Genomic DNA, 17,609 nt, shown 5'->3' on the forward strand with positions numbered 1-17,609 from the left:
AATGGAGCGGGTGAAGGGAATCGAACCCTCGTCATCAGCTTGGAAGGCTGAGGTTTTACCATTAAACTACACCCGCGTAGTTGAAAATCAGCTTTTAAGAAAACAAGTTTTTGTTGCTGTCTTGTGAAGCGGACAAGAATTATTATATTAAGGATATGGAGAAATGTCAACAGGTTTGCAGCAAAGAATTTAATTCTTCGCTGCAAGTGCTGTTGTCATGTGCAAGTCAGGCATAATGTCGCCGTTCACATGATAAAATTGCAATTGTACATCACTAAGGTCATTCCATTCCAAGATCGCATATGTTGGTTCTTCCCGATCTCTCGGAAGCCTTGCGCTGCCTGGGTTAATGAAAAGCGTGTCACCGATTTTTTCTGCCCCTGCTTTATGCGAGTGCCCGAAACAGGCAACTTGAGCACCAACTTCTTCTGCACGATAAGAGAGCGGCATCAACGTTGACTTGATCTGATGCAGATGTCCATGAACGACCAAAAACGTTACTTCCCCTACTTCAAAAGTTTGTTCTTCCTCCATTTCTGGTTCGAAATCACAGTTCCCTTTTGCATAAGAGAATCCTTCCAGTTCTTTGGAATTATAAGCAAGTTCAGAATCCCCGCAATGAATCATAGCATCGACATCCTGGTGTCTCTTTTTAATTTCCATCACTTCACTTTTTAAACCGTGGGTATCACTCACTATTAAAACTTTTGGCATACAAGTCACCTCAATTAGCTTTGAGTTTTCAACCACTCTTCAATTTGTTGAATGGCGTGGTGTCGGTGGCTGATTGCGTTCTTCTCTTCAGAGGAATGTTCTGCCATCGTGCGGGATGATCCTTCCGGTATAAAGACAGGATCATAACCGAAACCATTCGTGCCTTGAGGTTCCCCCGCAATCGTCCCTTCACATGTCCCTCTTCTGACAAAAGTGTGTTCGCCTGGCCGAGCGACCGCTACGGCACACACAAACCGGGCTGAACGTTTTTCTTCAGGTACTTCATGTAGCTCTTTTAAAAGTTTTTCTGTATTCTTCCCGTCATCTTTCTCTATTCCTGCATAGCGGGCAGAATAAACCCCTGGTTCTCCGTTCAACGCGTCGACTTCTAATCCTGAATCGTCAGCCACGACAGGGACCCCAAAATGCTCTGCCATCGCTTCCGCTTTAATGACCGCATTTTCTTCAAATGTTGATCCTGTTTCTTCTATATCTATGGAACGATCAATATCCAGCAAGGATTTCACAGAAATATTGTACTTTGAAAACATCTGACGGAACTCATCCACTTTACCCGGGTTCTTCGTCGCTACTATCAGTTCCTTCATTTACTTAGCTGCCTCCGCTTTTGTACGGATGACGTCTGACCATTCTCCGATGGCTTCTTCCTGGAGTTTGATTAGGTCTGCAACGCCTTCCTCTGCAAGAGACAACATCTTATTCAGTTGCTGCATAGAGAATGTTGCTTCTTCTCCAGTCCCCTGCAACTCAACAAATTCACCTTTACCCGTCATAATGACGTTCATATCCACCTGTGCCTTACTGTCTTCTTCATAACAAAGATCAAGGATCTCGTTGCCGTCAGGTAATACACCTACAGAAATAGCTGTCAAGAAATCTGTAATCGGCAGTTCTTTGATCGCCTTTTTATCCACTAATTTACCTAGGGCAATAACCACGGCAACAAAGGCACCAGTAATGGAAGCTGTACGTGTTCCTCCATCAGCCTGGATGACATCACAATCAACCCAGATGGTACGCTCGCCTATTTTATCTAAATCTACAACGGCACGGAGGGAACGGCCAATTAAACGTTGGATTTCCATCGTACGGCCGGAAACTTTCCCTTTGGAAGACTCACGGATATTTCTTTGTTCAGTTGCACGAGGCAGCATTGCATATTCAGCTGTAATCCAACCTTTTCCCTGTCCACGTAAAAAAGGAGGTACACGATCCTCTACGCTGGCATTACAAATTACTTTCGTATCTCCAAAGCTGATCAGTACGGACCCTTCTGGATGCTTCACATAATCCGTTTCGATTGTTACTTTTCTTAGTTCGTTGACTTCCCGATGATCATTTCTCATCAGTAACGACCTCCTTTTACCTACACCATTATCCTTGCCCATCTTAACACAAATTACATGCGTGAGGTAGTTAAAGCTCAAATGGAAAAGCGCTTCAAAAGCTTTTCACTTTTGAAGCGCATCATGATTATATTTTATCACTACATGGCTTCTGCGCCATTAATATCCTGTCTTGAAACAGGCTCAGCCAGAGGCTCTCCCGCCTCATTGAACACTTGTTCTGTTCCATCGACATGAACCTCAACGGACTCAACGTCCGCTTGATCAGTAAGACTCATGACAAGGCTCGCTAACGCCGCATCAGATAAAGAGGGTTGCTCGTCCACACTCGTCAGGATGTTCTCATTGAAGGACACCGTCAGAACCCCGTTTTCAAGCTTGGATTTGACCAATTGTGCCCCTTCATTGAATGGGTTCATCAGTGCACTCCCGAGTTCAGGGCCTTCGAGTAACGCCTGAACCATTGCGGTATATTCGTCACTTCCCTTTGCTACCCGAGTGGTTACAGGGACTTGATAAACTTGTTCTCCATTTTGAGCAGGGAAGTAAACCGTGACCGCTTCACTGTTTATAATATCAGTGTTGTTCCCTACACTATGGTTGATCCCGTCAGCCCGGGAGACCCCTTTTGAAATTGGAGTCCCATCGACAGGCATCACTTGCTGTTCGTGACCGTTGATCCAAAGCTTAATTCGTTTCACATTTTCGAACTGAGTCAGTGTATAGGTCATAGCTTGTAAAATCTTCTCTTCATCTTCAGCCGCATAGTTTTTAAATTCTTCTGATACATCCACCACAAGCGTTCCATCCTCTTTGGCATTCACTCCAAGAATCTCTGTTCCAGCAGGAAGAACCGCTTCAAAACCATTCGGCAGTAAATTCGTCACAGGTCCATCTTTCACCATATACTCAAGTGCCTGTGTAGCAACCTCTTCTGAGGCCGGCAATTCTAGTGTTTGTGGTGCAACCATGCCGTTCGCGTCCATTAAATACACCTCACGAGCGACTGTGGCTGAAGAAGCATCACCTTCTGTTCCTTCTGCTCCTTCTCCATCTTCCCCTTCTGTATTTTCACCTTCTCCTTCAGGTTGAGGTTCATCACTACTCGGATCTGGCGTTGTTGTAACCGCCTCTTCAGGTGTATCCATTTTCTCTAATGATTGCTCTCCTTCAAAAAGGCAGCCTGAAAGTAACCCTGTACTCAACAGTAATAAAACCGCGAGTATAAAGGGTTTGTAGCCGTAATTCTTCATAGTTTTCCCTCCTGAGATAGATTGTACTACCATATATACGAGCCCCTTGAAGGATTAGACCAGAGAATTTTATGTATGAGATTGAGATGTTTATTGAAAAAGTGTATACCGGCTTGCTGACTTATACTTTATATACGTGCCTGACACTAGACACTATTATGACGGTGCCCGGCACCCTGGAGGCCCCTATACAGGGACAGGCATCAAAAAACTTCTTTGAGGTGCCAGGGTTTGTGATCAATACTTCACATGACTTTCAACAAAAAAGCTCTGCTTAGTAAGCAGAGCTTGGCACATGTTCAATTTGCACAGATTTAAGGATTTGAACGGGTTCTTCAAACCAACTGTTTGCTACTAAACGGAACTTTTCAATATTACCCGTTGTATAAAATTCATGAACAGGAGACTCGTTCCCTTTCTCTAAAAGCTTATGGTATGCAAGGATCAGGCTGGCTTCCCTTGCTGTCTCATCTCCTGAACTAATCACTTGTATATGATCTCCCATCTCTTTTTGCACGAGGTCCTTAATCAAAGGATAATGGGTACAACCTAAAATAAGGGTGTCGATATGATTCATCTCTTTCAGAGGATGTAGCGTATTGGAAACGATCCCTTCTGCTTTCGGACCAGAGAGAATTCCATCTTCTACCATCGGCACAAAAGGAGGGCATGCAAGACCATTGACTCGTATGTTTTGGTCAATGGCAACAAGTGCATTTGGATACGCTTTGCTTTCGATTGTTCCTTCCGTACCGATTACACCAATTCGTTTATTACGACTGAATTTAATGGCTGCACGGGCTCCCGGTTCAATGACGCCAATTACAGGGATATCCAGCGTTTCCTGAAGTTCTGTTAGCGTAAAAGCCGTGGCTGTATTACAGGCGATTACCAACATCTTTATTTTTTTCTCTAATAAGAAATTGACCATTTGCCAAGTGAAAGCCCGGACTTCCTCCTCAGAACGAGGACCATATGGACATCTTTTTGTGTCACCTAGATAAAGAAAAGTCTCTTTAGGTAATTGACGCATCAATTCTCTTGCTACCGTTAAACCACCCACGCCTGAGTCTATAACTCCTATCGGTTGTTTCACTTCGCATCCCTCTTTTATATCTTAGTTGTCTGCTTCTTTGTCTGTCTCTTTCATGCTTTCATGGAGAACGTGGAGTAAGCGGTTGAGTGTTTCTACATCCTCTTCCGGTACGTCCTTCAAAACTTCTTCGAGGTAATTCTGGCGTTTCTCAATCACCTCATGGATGATTTTCTCTCCTTTTTCCAATACATGAATACGGACAACACGGCGGTCTTTAGGATCACGAACTCTCTCTACAAGCTCATTCTTTTCCATACGGTCCACAAGGTCTGTTGTCGTGCTGCAAGCAAGGTGAATATAATTGGAGAGCTCTCCAATTGTCATGTCTCCCTTTTCTAAAAGCCACTGGAGAGCAACGAATTGTGGAGCTGTAATTGGATAATGGTTTAAGATAACTCGTCCTCTTTGTTTAATAATTCCGGCTATGTATCTCAACTCTTTTTCTACATCAGCCATCATGGACGTCTGTTGTGATTTTGTCACATTCAGCACTCCTCACGAAAATACTTTATAAATTCCATTCTCATGGTTTGAGCACAAAAATTCAAGGTCTAACTTCTCTTTATAAGAAAAACCCTTTCAGGTATGGCTGCGTTTTACGCGACCCTACCTGAAAGGACCCTCTCCATCTCAAAAGCAATGGTTTGCTGTTCTATGGAGATCACAATTCCAGTTCTCCCATACGCAGAAGTTCTACCACTGCCTGGGAGCGCCCTTTCACCCCTAGCTTTTGCATTGCGTTCGAGATGTGATTCCGCACAGTTTTCTCTGAAATGAAGAGCTCTTTTGCGATCTCACGTGTCGTCTTATCCTGTACTAGAAGCTCGAAAACTTCTCGCTCCCGCTTGGTAAGAATTTGTGTTGGCCGATAGCCGTCCTCCTTCACAAGCGTACCCCTCCTTGTTGTCCCTGAGCTTATATGAGGGGAATTATTTAGTCTCTGTATCGTATGAACAGGAGGGTCGCCCTGTGCTACGCTTTCACGATTTAGACACAAGCCCGAGTTCTTGTGCTTTAAAGAGCGCCTCCGTACGCGATCTTACATTTAGTTTATTAAAAATCCCAGTCAAGGTGTATTCCACACTTCGCTGCGACATGTGAAGGGTTTGTGCGATTTCTCTGTTGGTATAACCAGAGGCTACTTCCTGTAAAATGGACTGTTCTTTTTCATTTAATGAAAATCCATTGCCTTCTTCTGCGTTTGAAGGAGTACTTACACTAGCCTCTGATCTTCGTAACTGTTTAAACAAATGGATAGGAATAACTACCTCATCTCTGCATGCACAACGAATCGCGGTTACCAGTTGCTCACTAGTTGCCGTCTTACTGACAAAACCATTAATATCTGCTTCCACTAACATATTAAAATGGGTGTTCAAATCAAACCCTGTATAAATAAGGAGCTTAAGATCAGGATAGGACTTACGAATTTTCTTCGCCAGCTCAATTCCGTTTATCCCCGGCATGTATAAATCCAATAAAACAATATCATAGTCTTTTTCTTTTAGAAGGGGTTCTACCTTTTGATTTTCATGGGTGACATCTACTTTCATGTCCCCTTCTTGCTCGAGCATCGACTTCGTACCTGCCCCTACAGCAGGATGATCATCGACGATTAACACATTCATCATACTTGGACCTCCCTTTTTATTTCGATTGGGAAAGTAATCATCGTCTTAAACCCTTCGCCTGGTGCTGTCTCTATTTCCAGATGTCCATTCAGACCATTGACCCGTTGTTCAATACCTGATAACCCAATGTGTGAGAACAAATCACGTTGAACCGAATAGTCCATGCCTCTGCCGTTATCGGAATACAAAAGCATCACTTGATTCCCCTGGCTGGATAATGAGAGTTTAACAATCTTTGCATCCGAGTGTTTCATGGCATTTGTCAAAAGCTCTTGAACAACTCGGAAAATAGCTAGTATCCGCTCTTGATCTAGTGCTGCGTCAAAACGTTCATCCGTAAAATAGACGGTAAAGTTTGAGCGGAGCTGATATTGATGAATCAAGTTTTTTAAAGATTGAACAAGTCCCATCTCCTCAATGAATGCCGGACGCAGCTCGTTACATGTCTCGCGTATCAAATGAATACTATCAAGGAGAGACTCTTTATAAACCATCAATTCTGCATGTAAACTTGGAGTTAAATCATTTCTTTGCCTGATCAAATCATCCATCTTTCTGTAAAGGTACAGTTGCTCTTGAAGCACCGTATCATGTAAATCAATGGAAAGCTGTTTTCGTTGATTTTCAGCGATCGTGAACAGTAACCTGGAAAGCCAGGTCGGATACTTCTGAGTCTGGTCACTTCTCAATTTGCGAAGTTCTTTTAAAAGATCTTCAATCGTGTTCATATTTTGAATGGCAATATTGGCATTATGGGAGATGGTTTGCAAATACGTCTTCTCATCCCGGTTCAAGTTTGTGTAATCTTTTTTGCCTTTACACCACATCATAGTCAGCTTTTCTAATGAGTAGCCAACAATGACCCCAAACCCCTTCTCCGTTTCAATCACCGAACCAATATCATAATGGTGGTTGTTCAAATGCTCATCAAAATGGTCAATGATGTCCCCTGGAATCTGATCATAGACACAGTACATATTTCGTTTATTATGCTTGGAATAAATGTAAATATCTCGAACATTCAGCACATTTTTCACTTCGTCACGCATGACTTTCATCAAATCGACCGCGTTGGATTGGTCCTTCATGTCCTGCGCCATACGGTGCATGCTCTCCTGATAACCATAGCGAGCGGAAAATAAATAACGCTGAAGTTTGAAATCGAGCACTTCTTTTGCTGATAGAAATATAACTAAAGAAGATTGAAACAATAGGAACATTTGAATGTAACTGACAACGTATAGATCTTCTTCAACCAGCCAACCAATTGTAAACATCAGCGCTATACTTGGAAGGACCGAGAGGATCATATAATACCGTACACGTGTCATGACAAAATCAATATCAATTAATCTTTCTCTCGTCACCAAATACAGGAAGGTGATTGGTAAAGCGATGAGGAACATAGCTCCAACTTCAAGAGAAATCACTTTCACCCCGAAAGCAAGTCCAGGGATTAAATAAAGGAAAATGTAAGGAAAGAAAGCAATCGTCATTCCTACAGCCATATATTTGAAAATAGGTCCTACCGCTGCACCTTTGTGAATATACAATCCTCGGTAAATGATATAAAAAGAAATAATATACAACACTAAAAGCAACTGGCCTGGAACAGGCTCAAAAAATGCTGGATAAGATTCAGTGAGAAGGAAGTAGCCTTCTAATAAAGATACAAGCCCTACAGTAAGGTATAACAAGTACACCATTTTCTTAGAAAACCAATAAATGTCCAACTCCTGAAAATAATTATATAAGAAATGGATTAAAATGACAGGCGCAAACAAGAACAACCCAGTGTTCAAAAACAACCCGTACAAATCATCTCTTACAGCCCCGCTGTTACTTAAGTAACCAGTTGCAATAGCAAGAAAGAACAAAATTAACTGTCCCGCCGAATACCTTTTCGGCACCCGTTTATAGACCAAATAGGATATACCCAAAATGACTAAAAAGTAAAGAGCAGGGAGGACAATATACAATAACCAATGAATGGGACTTGAATTTTCAATGTCATTGAAGAGAATTTCTTCTCCGTTGTGTTGTATCGAAAAGGAGTTCGCTCCCTCTAGTTCATCAAACATTGAAACAGAACGATGTTCTTCTGGGGATGCGCCATTTATTGTAAGGACTTCCCCCCCGAGAGGAACTCCATGACGGTCTCCCCAACTTCCACTATGAACAGAGGTCACCACCCACTCTCCTTGTCTTTCGTTCACGTCGATTCCAAGGTATGGCTGTGTGACGGATAATACGATCATGTAACAGCCGGATAGGATAAAAAAAGACAGGACCAGCCACTGAGACCATTTGAAATTAAGCATATAAATCCACCTTCGAACATTATTCAACCAAGTCTATTATACTACGGAACTTTCAGCCTACAACCCATAGTCTTTTCACGGTAACCGAACTGTTTCCCTGATCCCCAACTCACTCAAACATCTCGAAACTGATTCTTCCAGAATAGGGACCTTTTGTGGAGGAGATAGATATATATGGTAGAAAAAAGAAGCCCCCATATAAAATGGAGACTTCTTTTAATAGTAAGATTATACGCGTTGATCGCTTCCGAAGAAGCTTTTGAAAGATTCAATAGCTGTGTCACGGTTAAGTGCAGCGATGGAAGTTGTTAATGGAATTCCTTTTGGACACGCTTGAACACAGTTTTGTGCGTTCCCGCAGCCCATAAGTCCTTCTTCATCCATGATTGTCTGTAAACGCTCGCTCTTATTCATTTCCCCTGTAGGGTGGGAGTTGAATAAACGAACTTGAGACAATGGAGCAGGTCCGATGAAGTCAGACTTACTATTGACGTTCGGGCAAGCTTCCAAGCATACTCCACATGTCATACATTTGGATAGCTCATAAGCCCACTGACGCTTACTTTCTGGCATTTTGGGTCCTGGACCAAGATCGTAGGTTCCATCAATTGGAATCCAGGCTTTCACTTTCTTCAATGAATCGAACATCCGGCTTCGGTCAACAGCGAGATCACGGTTGACTGGGAATGTCGTCATAGGAGCCAAGCGGATCGGCTGTTCAAGTTGGTCAACAAGTGCTGTACAGGATTGACGCGGTGTTCCGTTGATCACCATAGAACACGCACCACATACCTCCTCCAAGCAACCCATATCCCAATAAACAGGAGTCGTCGGTTCCCCATCTGCATTGACAGGGTTACGGCGAATTTCCATAAGCGCAGAGATGACGTTCATATTTTCACGATAAGGAATCTCGAATTTCTCTTCATAAGATGGTTCATCAGGGTGGTCCTGACGAGTGATGATCATCGTGATCGTTTTATTTTCGCTCATGATCGTTACCTCCTTTATTTACTTTTCGAGTAATCACGTTTACGAGGCTCGATTAAGGATGTATCGACTTCGTCATAACGGAATACCGGCTTATTGTTTTCCTTATCAAAGCTAGCAACCGTTGTCTTCAGCCACTCTTCGTCATTACGTTCAGGAAACTCAGGTTTATAGTGCGCACCGCGGCTTTCATTACGATTGTAAGCACCTTGAGTAATAACACGAGCCAATTGAAGCATGTTCCAAAGTTGACGAGTGAACATCGCTCCCTGGTTGCTCCAGCGAGAAGTGTCATTGATGTTGATACGTTTGTATCGATCCATCAATTCCACGATTTTTTCATCGGTTTTGAGAAGCTTTTCGTTTTCCCTAACAACTGTTACGTTGTCAGTCATCCATTCCCCAAGCTCTTTATGAATTTGGTAAGCATTCTCGTCGCCATCCATGTTCATAATTTCCTCAAATTTATCCTGTTCTTCTTTTACTTTCTCTTCAAACAGCTTGGATGTCATATCATCCGCCAGTGTTTCTAGTCCATCAATATATTTAACTGCATTCGGTCCAGCTACCATTCCACCAAAGATGGAGGATAGAAGTGAGTTTGCCCCGAGTCTGTTCCCGCCGTGTTGAGTATAATCACATTCTCCGGCAGCAAAAATACCTGGAATATTGGTCATTTGGTCATAATCGACCCACATGCCACCCATAGAGTAGTGCACGGCAGGGAAAATCTTCATCGGTACTTTACGCGGATCATCGCCTACGAATTTTTCATAGATTTCAATGATTCCGCCAAGCTTAACGTCCAATTCCTTCGGATCTTTATGGGAAAGGTCAAGATACACCATGTTTTCACCATTGATTCCAAGCTTTTGATTGACACAAACATCAAAGATTTCCCGTGTCGCAATGTCACGTGGAACGAGGTTTCCATAAGCCGGATATTTCTCTTCTAAGAAGTACCAAGGCTCCCCATCTTTATATGTCCATACGCGTCCACCTTCACCACGAGCGGATTCACTCATAAGGCGCAGTTTGTCATCCCCAGGAATGGCTGTCGGGTGAATTTGAATGAATTCCCCATTAGCATAGTCTACGCCTTGTTGATAAAGGGCACCTGCTGCAGATCCTGTATTGATGACAGAGTTTGTCGACTTACCGAAAATGATTCCAGGTCCGCCAGTTGCCATAATAACTGCATCTGCTGGGAAGGCCTTAATTTCGTGGTCACTAAGGTTCTGACCAATAATACCTCGGCCTACACCATTGTCATCGACGATTGCGGATAGGAATTCCCAATTTTCATATTTCGTTACTAGCCCATTGACTTCGTGGCGACGCACTTGTTCATCCAAAGCGTAAAGAAGCTGTTGTCCAGTCGTTGCTCCAGCAAATGCTGTACGGTGGTGCTGTGTTCCGCCAAAACGACGGAAATCAAGCAATCCCTCCGGAGTACGGTTGAACATAACGCCCATACGATCAAGCAAGTGAATAATTCCTGGTGCTGCATCACACATCGCTTTTACTGGAGGCTGGTTCGCTAAGAAGTCGCCTCCATAAACTGTATCGTCAAAGTGTTCCCATGGGGAATCGCCTTCCCCTTTCGTATTAACTGCCCCGTTGATTCCGCCTTGGGCACATACAGAGTGAGAACGCTTAACAGGAACAATGGAAAGCAAGTCCACGTGAACCCCTTGTTCTGCTGCTTTAATTGTTGCCATTAGGCCGGCTAAACCACCACCGACAACAACAATATTACGGTTTGTCATGATTGAAGCTCACTCCCTTGAATACTAAAAATCTACCGTTTTGTGATTGAAATTTTCATTGACTATATGCCATATGCGAATTGAATCAGTGTACGAACACCAACATAAGAAATCGCAAGGAAAATGATGATGCTTGCATAGGTCATAATCTTCTGTGAGCGAGGTGATACTGTAATTCCCCAGCTGACAAAGAACGACCAAAGACCATTAGAGAAGTGGAAAGTCGTTGAAATGACCCCTACTATGTAGAACCAAAAGAAGAAAGGTTCTGTAAGGATGCCTTCCATCAACGAATAGTTCAATTCTGCCCAACCGAAACCAATAGCAATTCTCGTTTCCCATACATGCCATGCAATGAATATGAGTGTGATGATTCCAGTGATCCGTTGGAAGATGAACATCCAGTTCCTGAAATAACCGAAGTTAGATAAATTACTTTTCGCTGTGAAAGCAATATACACTCCATAAATAGAGTGGAACAACAGTGGCAAAAAGATGATAAAAGTCTCCAGTACATAACGATATGGCAAGCTCTCCATAAAATGAGCTGCAGCGTTAAATGCTTCTGGTCCACGTGTTGCAAAATAGTTCACAGTCAAGTGTTGGATCAAAAAGATCCCGATCGGGACGACTCCCAAAAGTGAATGCAGTCTTCGATTAACGTATCCGCGTGTTCCCGCCATATTTACCCCCCTCAAGATGATAACAGTTTGAATATGAACATTTTTCAGACAGTTAAGCGCTTTAATTTAGCGTTAAAAATAATAGGAAAAGCCCCTCTTCCCTTCTTACTTGTCTGACCAATGTACAATTTGTGACATGTTTATTGTACTTCTATCCCGTATGAGCGTCAAGAAAGCACGTTCATAATTTGCTCGAAAATACACATTTATTTCCTTTCGATAAAAAGGGACAATTTTTATTGCACCGAACCTCGTTTCGAGTGATAATAAGGAGAGAAAGGACTGAGCGTTTTGAAAGAATCTACGAAGCTAACAACTGGCAACATTTCATCGCTTGTAGGGACAGGCGCAGGCTTTGATCTGATGCGTTATTACACCCTTCCGGACTTCTTAGGGAAAGATGCCCCCTACCTCCTTTATTATATGGGGAAAAACATGGCTAGACAGACAGAGATCAGCACCATGGATGAACTCTATGAGTTTTTCCAGTACATGGGCTGGGGAGAGCTTGTTTTAGTCAAAGAAAAAAGAAAAGAAATGGTTTTTAAATTGAGCGGCCATATGATAGAGAAGAGGCTGAATCAAAAGATGTTTGAAGTCGATTTTCGCATGGAATGTGGGTTTATGGCAGAGATTATCTGCCAGATGAGTGATCATACATATGAATGTTTTGAAGAGAAAAACCACAAAGAAAACTTTGTTGAGATTAAAGCACTAAAAGGATAAATAAAGATAGCAAAGAACCAGCTGTTATTCTTCAGCTGGTTCTTCTACGTTGTCCTGATTCAAATGGATAAGAATCGTGTTAGCTACAGGCTCAGGAACGCCTAATTTTGTAATATCCTCAATGGATGCATTTTTAATTTCCGCAACAGACTTAAAGTGTCTCAACAACAACCGCCTACGCTTTTGACCGACACCTGGAATACGATCCAATTCGGATTGAATGGCACCTTTGCCCCGAAGTTGCCGGTGAAAAGAAATAGCGAATCTGTGTACCTCATCCTGTATTCTCTGGACCAGATAAAATTCTTGGGACTGACGATCAAGATCAATAGGACTCGGAGGATCTCCATATAATAATTCACTGGTTTTGTGTTTATCGTCTTTCGCTAATCCGCATAGAGGAACGTCAACCCCGAGTTCATTCTCAAGCACATCAAGAGCGGCCGTCATCTGGCCTTTCCCACCATCGACCACGATTAAATCAGGGAGGGGAAGATTTTCTTTTAACACCCGCTTATACCTTCTTCGAATTACTTCTCTCATGGTTTCATAATCATCAGGTCCTTCTACATCCCTGATTTTATACTTCCTGTACTCTTTTTTCTGAGGTTTTCCATCAATGAAAACAACCATAGCTGAAACAGGATCCGCCCCTTGTATATTAGAGTTATCAAAAGCTTCGATCCGATGAGGTGTCTCAATGTGAAGATGATCCCCAAGTGCTTCCACTGCTTTAATGGTCCGCTCTTCATCTCGTTCGATTAAAGCAAATTTTTCCTCTAAGGATATCTTTGCGTTCTTCATGGCAAGCTCAACCAACTCTTTTTTCCGACCACGCATAGGAATGTGAACTTTCGTATCCAATGCTCCTTCTAGAACATTCACATCCGTTGCCACCGGGACGAGGACCTGCTTAGGGTATGGATGGTTTTGATGCAAGTAGAAGCGTCCGATATAGCTGATGAACGTTTCGTCTGGATCATCGAAAAATGGAAACAGCGTGACATCCCGTTCGATGAGTTTCCCTTGGCGGACGAAAAAGACTTGGACACACATCCATCCTTTATCATAGGAATAACCGAAAATATCCCGGTCAACTTGATCATTCATGGTCATCTTCTGCTGTTCCATGACAGACTCGATGTGCTCAATTTGGTCCCTTAATTCTTTTGCACGTTCAAAGTCAAGCTCTTCTGAAGCTTCGAGCATCCTCTTTTTTAAATCTTTCTTAATATCTGCATGACCACCGTTCAGAAAGGACGTTATATTTTGCACAATTTCTTCATTCGTTTTTTTAGAGACCTTATACTCACATGGTCCAAGGCACTGGTGCATGTGGTAATAAAGACAGACACGGTCGGGCATGGTATTACATTTTCTTAATGGGTACAATCGATCTAGAAGCTTTTTTGTTTCCCTTGCAGCAATGACGTTTGGATAGGGGCCGAAATACTTCCCTTTATCTTTCTTCACATTTCTAGTGACGATCAGCCTGGGATGTCTCTCTGATGTGACCTTCAAATATGGATAGGTTTTGTCATCTTTTAATAAAACATTGTATTTTGGATCGTATTTTTTTATCAAGTTCATTTCTAATATTAAAGCTTCAATCTCTGAAGTGGTCACAATATATTCAAAGTTGATGATTTCACGGACAAGTCGCTGTGTTTTCCCATCATGTGCACCAGTGAAATAGGAGCGGACTCGGTTTTTTAAAACTTTAGACTTTCCTACGTAAATGACTGTATCATTTTTATCCTTCATCAAATAACAACCAGGCTGGTCCGGTAGTACAGCCAGCTTCTCTTTAATTGTTGAGTTCATATAAGTTCACTCCATGACTTGTAGATTATATATTGGAAATACCACAACTATGGAACAAGTATGCAGGTTCAATCGTCTGGACCAACTTAAGCAGCGTCTCGAGTCATGACAATCACGCAAAAAGCTGCTTAAGATCTTGAACCTGGGAATATCCTAAAAAGATGATGAAAGCCGCGCTGCTTGGCAACGCGGCTTTCATGGTAACTTCATTCATTAGGAATGTTTTTGAATCAGTTCAGCTAGGGCTTCTTTTGGTTGGAAGCCGATAACTTGATCAACCACTTGACCATCTTTGAACAGAAGGAGTGTCGGGATACTCATGACACCGAATTTACCTGCTGTTTCTTGGTTTTCGTCAACATCAAGCTTGACGATTTTGACTTGATCGCTCATTTCCGCATCCAATTCCTCTAATACGGGTGCGATCATTTTACAAGGTCCGCACCATGGTGCCCAAAAGTCAGCTAGGACAAGACCTTGATTTGTTTCTTCTGTAAAGTTTTGATCAGTTGCTTTTACAATTGACATTCTATAATTCCTCCTCGACCTAATAGTCTGTTAAGAGTATATCACTATCTATTTTTAGTGACTAACAATTTGTTTATACCTTATTTAAACATGGAATAAAGCCGAAGCCAAATATTTGGCTTCGGCTTTGAAGTTAGGCGTTTACTTTCATTTCTTTGATTTCTTCAATTAGTTTAGGAACAACATCGAACAGATCGCCAACTATTCCATAATCCGCTACATTAAATATATTGGCTTCCGGGTCCTTGTTAATCGCGACTATGACTTTAGAGTTTGACATTCCAGCTAAGTGTTGAATGGCTCCGGATATACCACATGCAATATACAAGTCCGGCGTAACAACCTTCCCTGTCTGACCGATCTGTAAAGAATAGTCACAATAACCCGCATCGCAAGCACCACGGGAGGCACCGACTGTACCGCCAAGGACCTCAGCGAGTTTCTCCAGTGGTTCAAAACCTTCCGCACTCTTCACGCCACGACCGCCTGCGATGATGACTTTCGCTTCAGAAAGATCGACACCATCCGAAGACTTGCGGAGGACATCTTTAATAATTGTACGGATATTCGAGATTTCCACTTCTTTTTCGGATATACTTCCTGCTAAAGAATCATCTCTAGTAAGAGCGGGGATGTTATTTGGACGAATGGTCGCAAACACGAGTCCTTCTGTAACCATTTTCTTCTCGAATGCTTTCCCTGAGTAGATCGGACGTGTGAAAACAACGTCTCCACCTTCTGCGATTACTTCAGTAGCGTCTGAAATTAATCCAGACTCAAGTTTACTTGCAAGTTTCGGAGTCAAATCCTTACCAATTGCAGTATGACCCATGATGATCCCTTCAGGTGATTCATCTTGGATAACCTGATATACAGCCTGACCATAACCGTCAGATGTATACGTTTTCAAATCTGGGTTTGAAACAGTGATGACTCTGGACGCCCCGTAGTAAACCATCTCCTGACCCATTTCACTTAAATCACCATCTCCACAAAGGACTCCAACAACTTCTCCCCCATCACTGACGATATTCGCTGCTGCAATGGCTTCAAATGTAACATTACGAAGGGATCCTTCTCTAGCTTCCCCAATCACCAAAACTTTTTTACTCATAAAGATTCTCCTTTCCCTTGTCTATTTAAAGTACTTTCGCTTCTGTTTTTAATAAAGATACAAGTTCTTTCACTTGATCATCGACTTCTCCTTCGAGCACTTTTCCAGCTTCTTTTTCAGGTGGAAGGAAAATTTCAGTCGTTTTCGTTTTTGGCTCGACGTCATCTTCATCAAGATCAAGGTCATCAATTTCCAGTTCATCGAGTGGTTTTTTCTTCGCTTTCATGATCCCTGGCAAAGAAGGGTACCTTGGTTCATTCAAACCTTGTTGACATGTAACCAGTACAGGAAGTGTTGTTTCGACCTTTTCGACATCTCCTTCGACGTCACGTTCAATGTTAACGGTTGTGCCATCAATTTTAATATCCGTGATCGTCGTTACACATGGCATATCAAGACGTTCGGCAAGACGAGGACCTACTTGACCACTTGCTTCATCAATGGCAACGTTTCCGCCAAGAATAATGTCGACATCTTTATCTTCAAAGAATGCTTCAAGAATCTTAACTGTGGTGAACTGGTCACCTTCTTCAAGATCATCTTCCGTGTTAATCAGAACCGCTTTATCCGCTCCCATGGCAAGAGCTGTCCTGAGTTGTTTCTCTGCTTCCTCTTCTCCAATCGTTACAACTGTCACTTCACCGCCGTGCTCATCGCGCAGATTGATGGCTTCTTCTACCGCATACTCATCGTAAGGGTTGATGATGTATTCTGCCCCGTCATCAGCAATTACTCCATTACTTACAGAGATTTTTTCTTCTGTGTCGAACGTTCTTTTCAGCAAAACGTAAATATTCATGTCTATATACCTCCTGGACTATTGATTTTTAAATTCTGGTTTTCTTTTTTCAATAAAGGCTTGGATGCCCTCTTTAGCATCTTCATTTCCAAAGACCTCGCCAAAAGCTTCTGCTTCCGCATTGTTCCCTGCTTCAAACTGAGAGGTATGAGCATACGGAATCAACTTCATCACATGGTGAATCGTTGGCCCGCTCTTCTGGGCAATGGCTTTAGCCAGTTGTCCTGCTTTCTCAAAGAGTTCCTCATTTGAAAAGCTTTGATTTGCCAGCCCCACTCGTGCAGCTTCTTCCCCGCTAATCGGCACACCTGTCAGGATCATTTCATAAGCTTTCGCTGTGCCTACATGTCGCGGTAATCTTTGGGTACCTGCAAAGCCAGGAATAATTCCAAGATTCAATTCAGGCAATCCTAACTTTGCATCATCCGCTACATAGCGGATGTGGCAGGACATGGCGAGCTCAAGGCCCCCACCTAGCGCTGCTCCATGAATAGCAGCAATTACTGGGATGTGGAAATTTTCTATTCTGCTAAACAATTGCTGCCCCTTAGCTGCTAAGCCCTTATAATCATCTGCTCCTTGGAGAGAAGTAAACTCCTTGATATCTGCTCCTGCAGAGAAGAAGCGTCCTTCCCCTTTAAGAAGAATGGCTTTTATGGAAGGATCACTCTCAATCTGGTCCAGTTCCTTGGAAAGATCCTGAAGGATGGAACTGGACAATGCATTTGCAGGTGGGCTTTGAATCGTGATTTCTGCTACATTTCCTTTTACCTGTGAAGATAAAGTCGACAAAT

Annotated in this window: 18 protein-coding genes and 1 tRNA gene; 1 reads left to right on the forward strand and 18 read right to left on the reverse strand. The window is 42.6% G+C overall.

Translation table 11 applies throughout. The features are described 5' to 3' along the window. Positions 1–2 precede the first annotated feature (2 nt). From K2225_RS14795 to K2225_RS14855, 13 genes are all read right to left on the reverse strand, one after another. Positions 3–76: transfer RNA gene (locus K2225_RS14795), tRNA-Gly, on the reverse strand. 113 nt (positions 77–189) lie between these two features. Beyond that, a complete protein-coding gene (locus K2225_RS14800; RefSeq protein ID WP_220585431.1) occupies positions 190–714 on the reverse strand; it encodes a metallophosphoesterase family protein in 525 nt (174 codons plus the stop codon). A gap of 14 nt (positions 715–728) precedes the next feature. Next, complete coding sequence (locus tag K2225_RS14805) at positions 729–1,322, reverse strand: XTP/dITP diphosphatase (protein WP_220585432.1); 594 nt, start codon at positions 1,320–1,322, stop codon at positions 729–731. After that, positions 1,323–2,081 carry a ribonuclease PH gene (gene rph / locus K2225_RS14810; RefSeq protein ID WP_220585433.1) on the reverse strand — a complete coding sequence of 253 codons (759 nt, stop codon included), beginning with the start codon at positions 2,079–2,081 and terminating at the stop codon, positions 1,323–1,325. 140 nt (positions 2,082–2,221) lie between these two features. Further along, positions 2,222–3,334: a GerMN domain-containing protein gene (locus K2225_RS14815; RefSeq protein ID WP_220585434.1), complete on the reverse strand. Its 1,113-nt coding sequence runs from the start codon at positions 3,332–3,334 to the stop codon at positions 2,222–2,224. A 274-nt stretch (positions 3,335–3,608) separates the two neighbouring features. Continuing rightward, positions 3,609–4,430 (reverse strand): glutamate racemase, encoded by an 822-nt coding sequence (gene racE / locus K2225_RS14820; protein WP_220585435.1) that lies wholly within the window; start codon positions 4,428–4,430, stop codon positions 3,609–3,611. Between the two features lie 21 nt (positions 4,431–4,451). Then, positions 4,452–4,889 (reverse strand): MarR family winged helix-turn-helix transcriptional regulator, encoded by a 438-nt coding sequence (locus K2225_RS14825; RefSeq protein ID WP_220585574.1) that lies wholly within the window; start codon positions 4,887–4,889, stop codon positions 4,452–4,454. A gap of 202 nt (positions 4,890–5,091) precedes the next feature. Beyond that, positions 5,092–5,316: a helix-turn-helix domain-containing protein gene (locus K2225_RS14830; protein WP_008635211.1), complete on the reverse strand. Its 225-nt coding sequence runs from the start codon at positions 5,314–5,316 to the stop codon at positions 5,092–5,094. Positions 5,317–5,410: 94 nt separating this feature from the next. After that, positions 5,411–6,061 carry a response regulator transcription factor gene (locus K2225_RS14835; protein WP_220585436.1) on the reverse strand — a complete coding sequence of 217 codons (651 nt, stop codon included), beginning with the start codon at positions 6,059–6,061 and terminating at the stop codon, positions 5,411–5,413. Next, complete coding sequence (locus K2225_RS14840) at positions 6,058–8,382, reverse strand: sensor histidine kinase (protein WP_220585437.1); 2,325 nt, start codon at positions 8,380–8,382, stop codon at positions 6,058–6,060. Before K2225_RS14840 ends, K2225_RS14835 begins: the two co-directional genes overlap by 4 nt. A gap of 228 nt (positions 8,383–8,610) precedes the next feature. Further along, entirely contained in the window at positions 8,611–9,375 is a 765-nt protein-coding gene (gene sdhB, locus K2225_RS14845; protein WP_146812641.1) for a succinate dehydrogenase iron-sulfur subunit, read from the reverse strand. A gap of 14 nt (positions 9,376–9,389) precedes the next feature. Next, positions 9,390–11,141 (reverse strand): succinate dehydrogenase flavoprotein subunit, encoded by a 1,752-nt coding sequence (gene sdhA / locus K2225_RS14850; RefSeq protein ID WP_146812639.1) that lies wholly within the window; start codon positions 11,139–11,141, stop codon positions 9,390–9,392. Positions 11,142–11,203: 62 nt separating this feature from the next. Further along, positions 11,204–11,824, reverse strand: a complete 621-nt coding sequence (locus K2225_RS14855; RefSeq protein ID WP_089652712.1) for a succinate dehydrogenase cytochrome b558 subunit — start codon at positions 11,822–11,824, stop codon at positions 11,204–11,206. A gap of 291 nt (positions 11,825–12,115) precedes the next feature. On the opposite strand from K2225_RS14855, the gene K2225_RS14860 reads away from it, so the two are divergent. Continuing rightward, entirely contained in the window at positions 12,116–12,550 is a 435-nt protein-coding gene (locus K2225_RS14860; RefSeq protein WP_246139233.1) for a YslB family protein, read from the forward strand. Positions 12,551–12,574: 24 nt separating this feature from the next. On the opposite strand, the gene uvrC is transcribed toward K2225_RS14860, so the two are convergent. From uvrC to K2225_RS14885, 5 genes are all read right to left on the reverse strand, one after another. Next, positions 12,575–14,374, reverse strand: a complete 1,800-nt coding sequence (gene uvrC / locus K2225_RS14865; protein WP_220585438.1) for an excinuclease ABC subunit UvrC — start codon at positions 14,372–14,374, stop codon at positions 12,575–12,577. A 213-nt stretch (positions 14,375–14,587) separates the two neighbouring features. Next, positions 14,588–14,902, reverse strand: coding sequence for a thioredoxin (trxA, locus tag K2225_RS14870; RefSeq protein ID WP_146812635.1), 315 nt, complete (start codon positions 14,900–14,902; stop codon positions 14,588–14,590). Between the two features lie 133 nt (positions 14,903–15,035). Next, entirely contained in the window at positions 15,036–16,016 is a 981-nt protein-coding gene (locus K2225_RS14875; protein ID WP_220585439.1) for an electron transfer flavoprotein subunit alpha/FixB family protein, read from the reverse strand. A gap of 25 nt (positions 16,017–16,041) precedes the next feature. Continuing rightward, entirely contained in the window at positions 16,042–16,815 is a 774-nt protein-coding gene (locus K2225_RS14880; protein WP_146812632.1) for an electron transfer flavoprotein subunit beta/FixA family protein, read from the reverse strand. 18 nt (positions 16,816–16,833) lie between these two features. Continuing rightward, positions 16,834–17,607: an enoyl-CoA hydratase gene (locus tag K2225_RS14885; RefSeq protein ID WP_220585440.1), complete on the reverse strand. Its 774-nt coding sequence runs from the start codon at positions 17,605–17,607 to the stop codon at positions 16,834–16,836. Between the last annotated feature and the right edge of the window lie 2 nt (positions 17,608–17,609).

This window comes from Halobacillus sp. Nhm2S1 (assembly GCF_019599545.1).
Taxonomy (GTDB): domain Bacteria; phylum Bacillota; class Bacilli; order Bacillales; family Halobacillaceae; genus Halobacillus.

Coding starts and splice junctions, on each gene's coding strand:
- K2225_RS14800 (WP_220585431.1), bottom strand. CDS start 714: ATGCCAAAAGTTTTAATAGTGAGTGATACCCACGGTTTAAAAAGTGAA.
- K2225_RS14805 (WP_220585432.1), bottom strand. CDS start 1,322: ATGAAGGAACTGATAGTAGCGACGAAGAACCCGGGTAAAGTGGATGAG.
- rph (WP_220585433.1), bottom strand. CDS start 2,081: ATGAGAAATGATCATCGGGAAGTCAACGAACTAAGAAAAGTAACAATC.
- K2225_RS14815 (WP_220585434.1), bottom strand. CDS start 3,334: ATGAAGAATTACGGCTACAAACCCTTTATACTCGCGGTTTTATTACTG.
- K2225_RS14825 (WP_220585574.1), bottom strand. CDS start 4,889: ATGATGGCTGATGTAGAAAAAGAGTTGAGATACATAGCCGGAATTATT.
- K2225_RS14835 (WP_220585436.1), bottom strand. CDS start 6,061: ATGATGAATGTGTTAATCGTCGATGATCATCCTGCTGTAGGGGCAGGT.
- K2225_RS14840 (WP_220585437.1), bottom strand. CDS start 8,382: ATGCTTAATTTCAAATGGTCTCAGTGGCTGGTCCTGTCTTTTTTTATC.
- sdhB (WP_146812641.1), bottom strand. CDS start 9,375: ATGAGCGAAAATAAAACGATCACGATGATCATCACTCGTCAGGACCAC.
- sdhA (WP_146812639.1), bottom strand. CDS start 11,141: ATGACAAACCGTAATATTGTTGTTGTCGGTGGTGGTTTAGCCGGCCTA.
- K2225_RS14855 (WP_089652712.1), bottom strand. CDS start 11,824: ATGGCGGGAACACGCGGATACGTTAATCGAAGACTGCATTCACTTTTG.
- uvrC (WP_220585438.1), bottom strand. CDS start 14,374: ATGAACTCAACAATTAAAGAGAAGCTGGCTGTACTACCGGACCAGCCT.
- trxA (WP_146812635.1), bottom strand. CDS start 14,902: ATGTCAATTGTAAAAGCAACTGATCAAAACTTTACAGAAGAAACAAAT.
- K2225_RS14875 (WP_220585439.1), bottom strand. CDS start 16,016: ATGAGTAAAAAAGTTTTGGTGATTGGGGAAGCTAGAGAAGGATCCCTT.
- K2225_RS14880 (WP_146812632.1), bottom strand. CDS start 16,815: ATGAATATTTACGTTTTGCTGAAAAGAACGTTCGACACAGAAGAAAAA.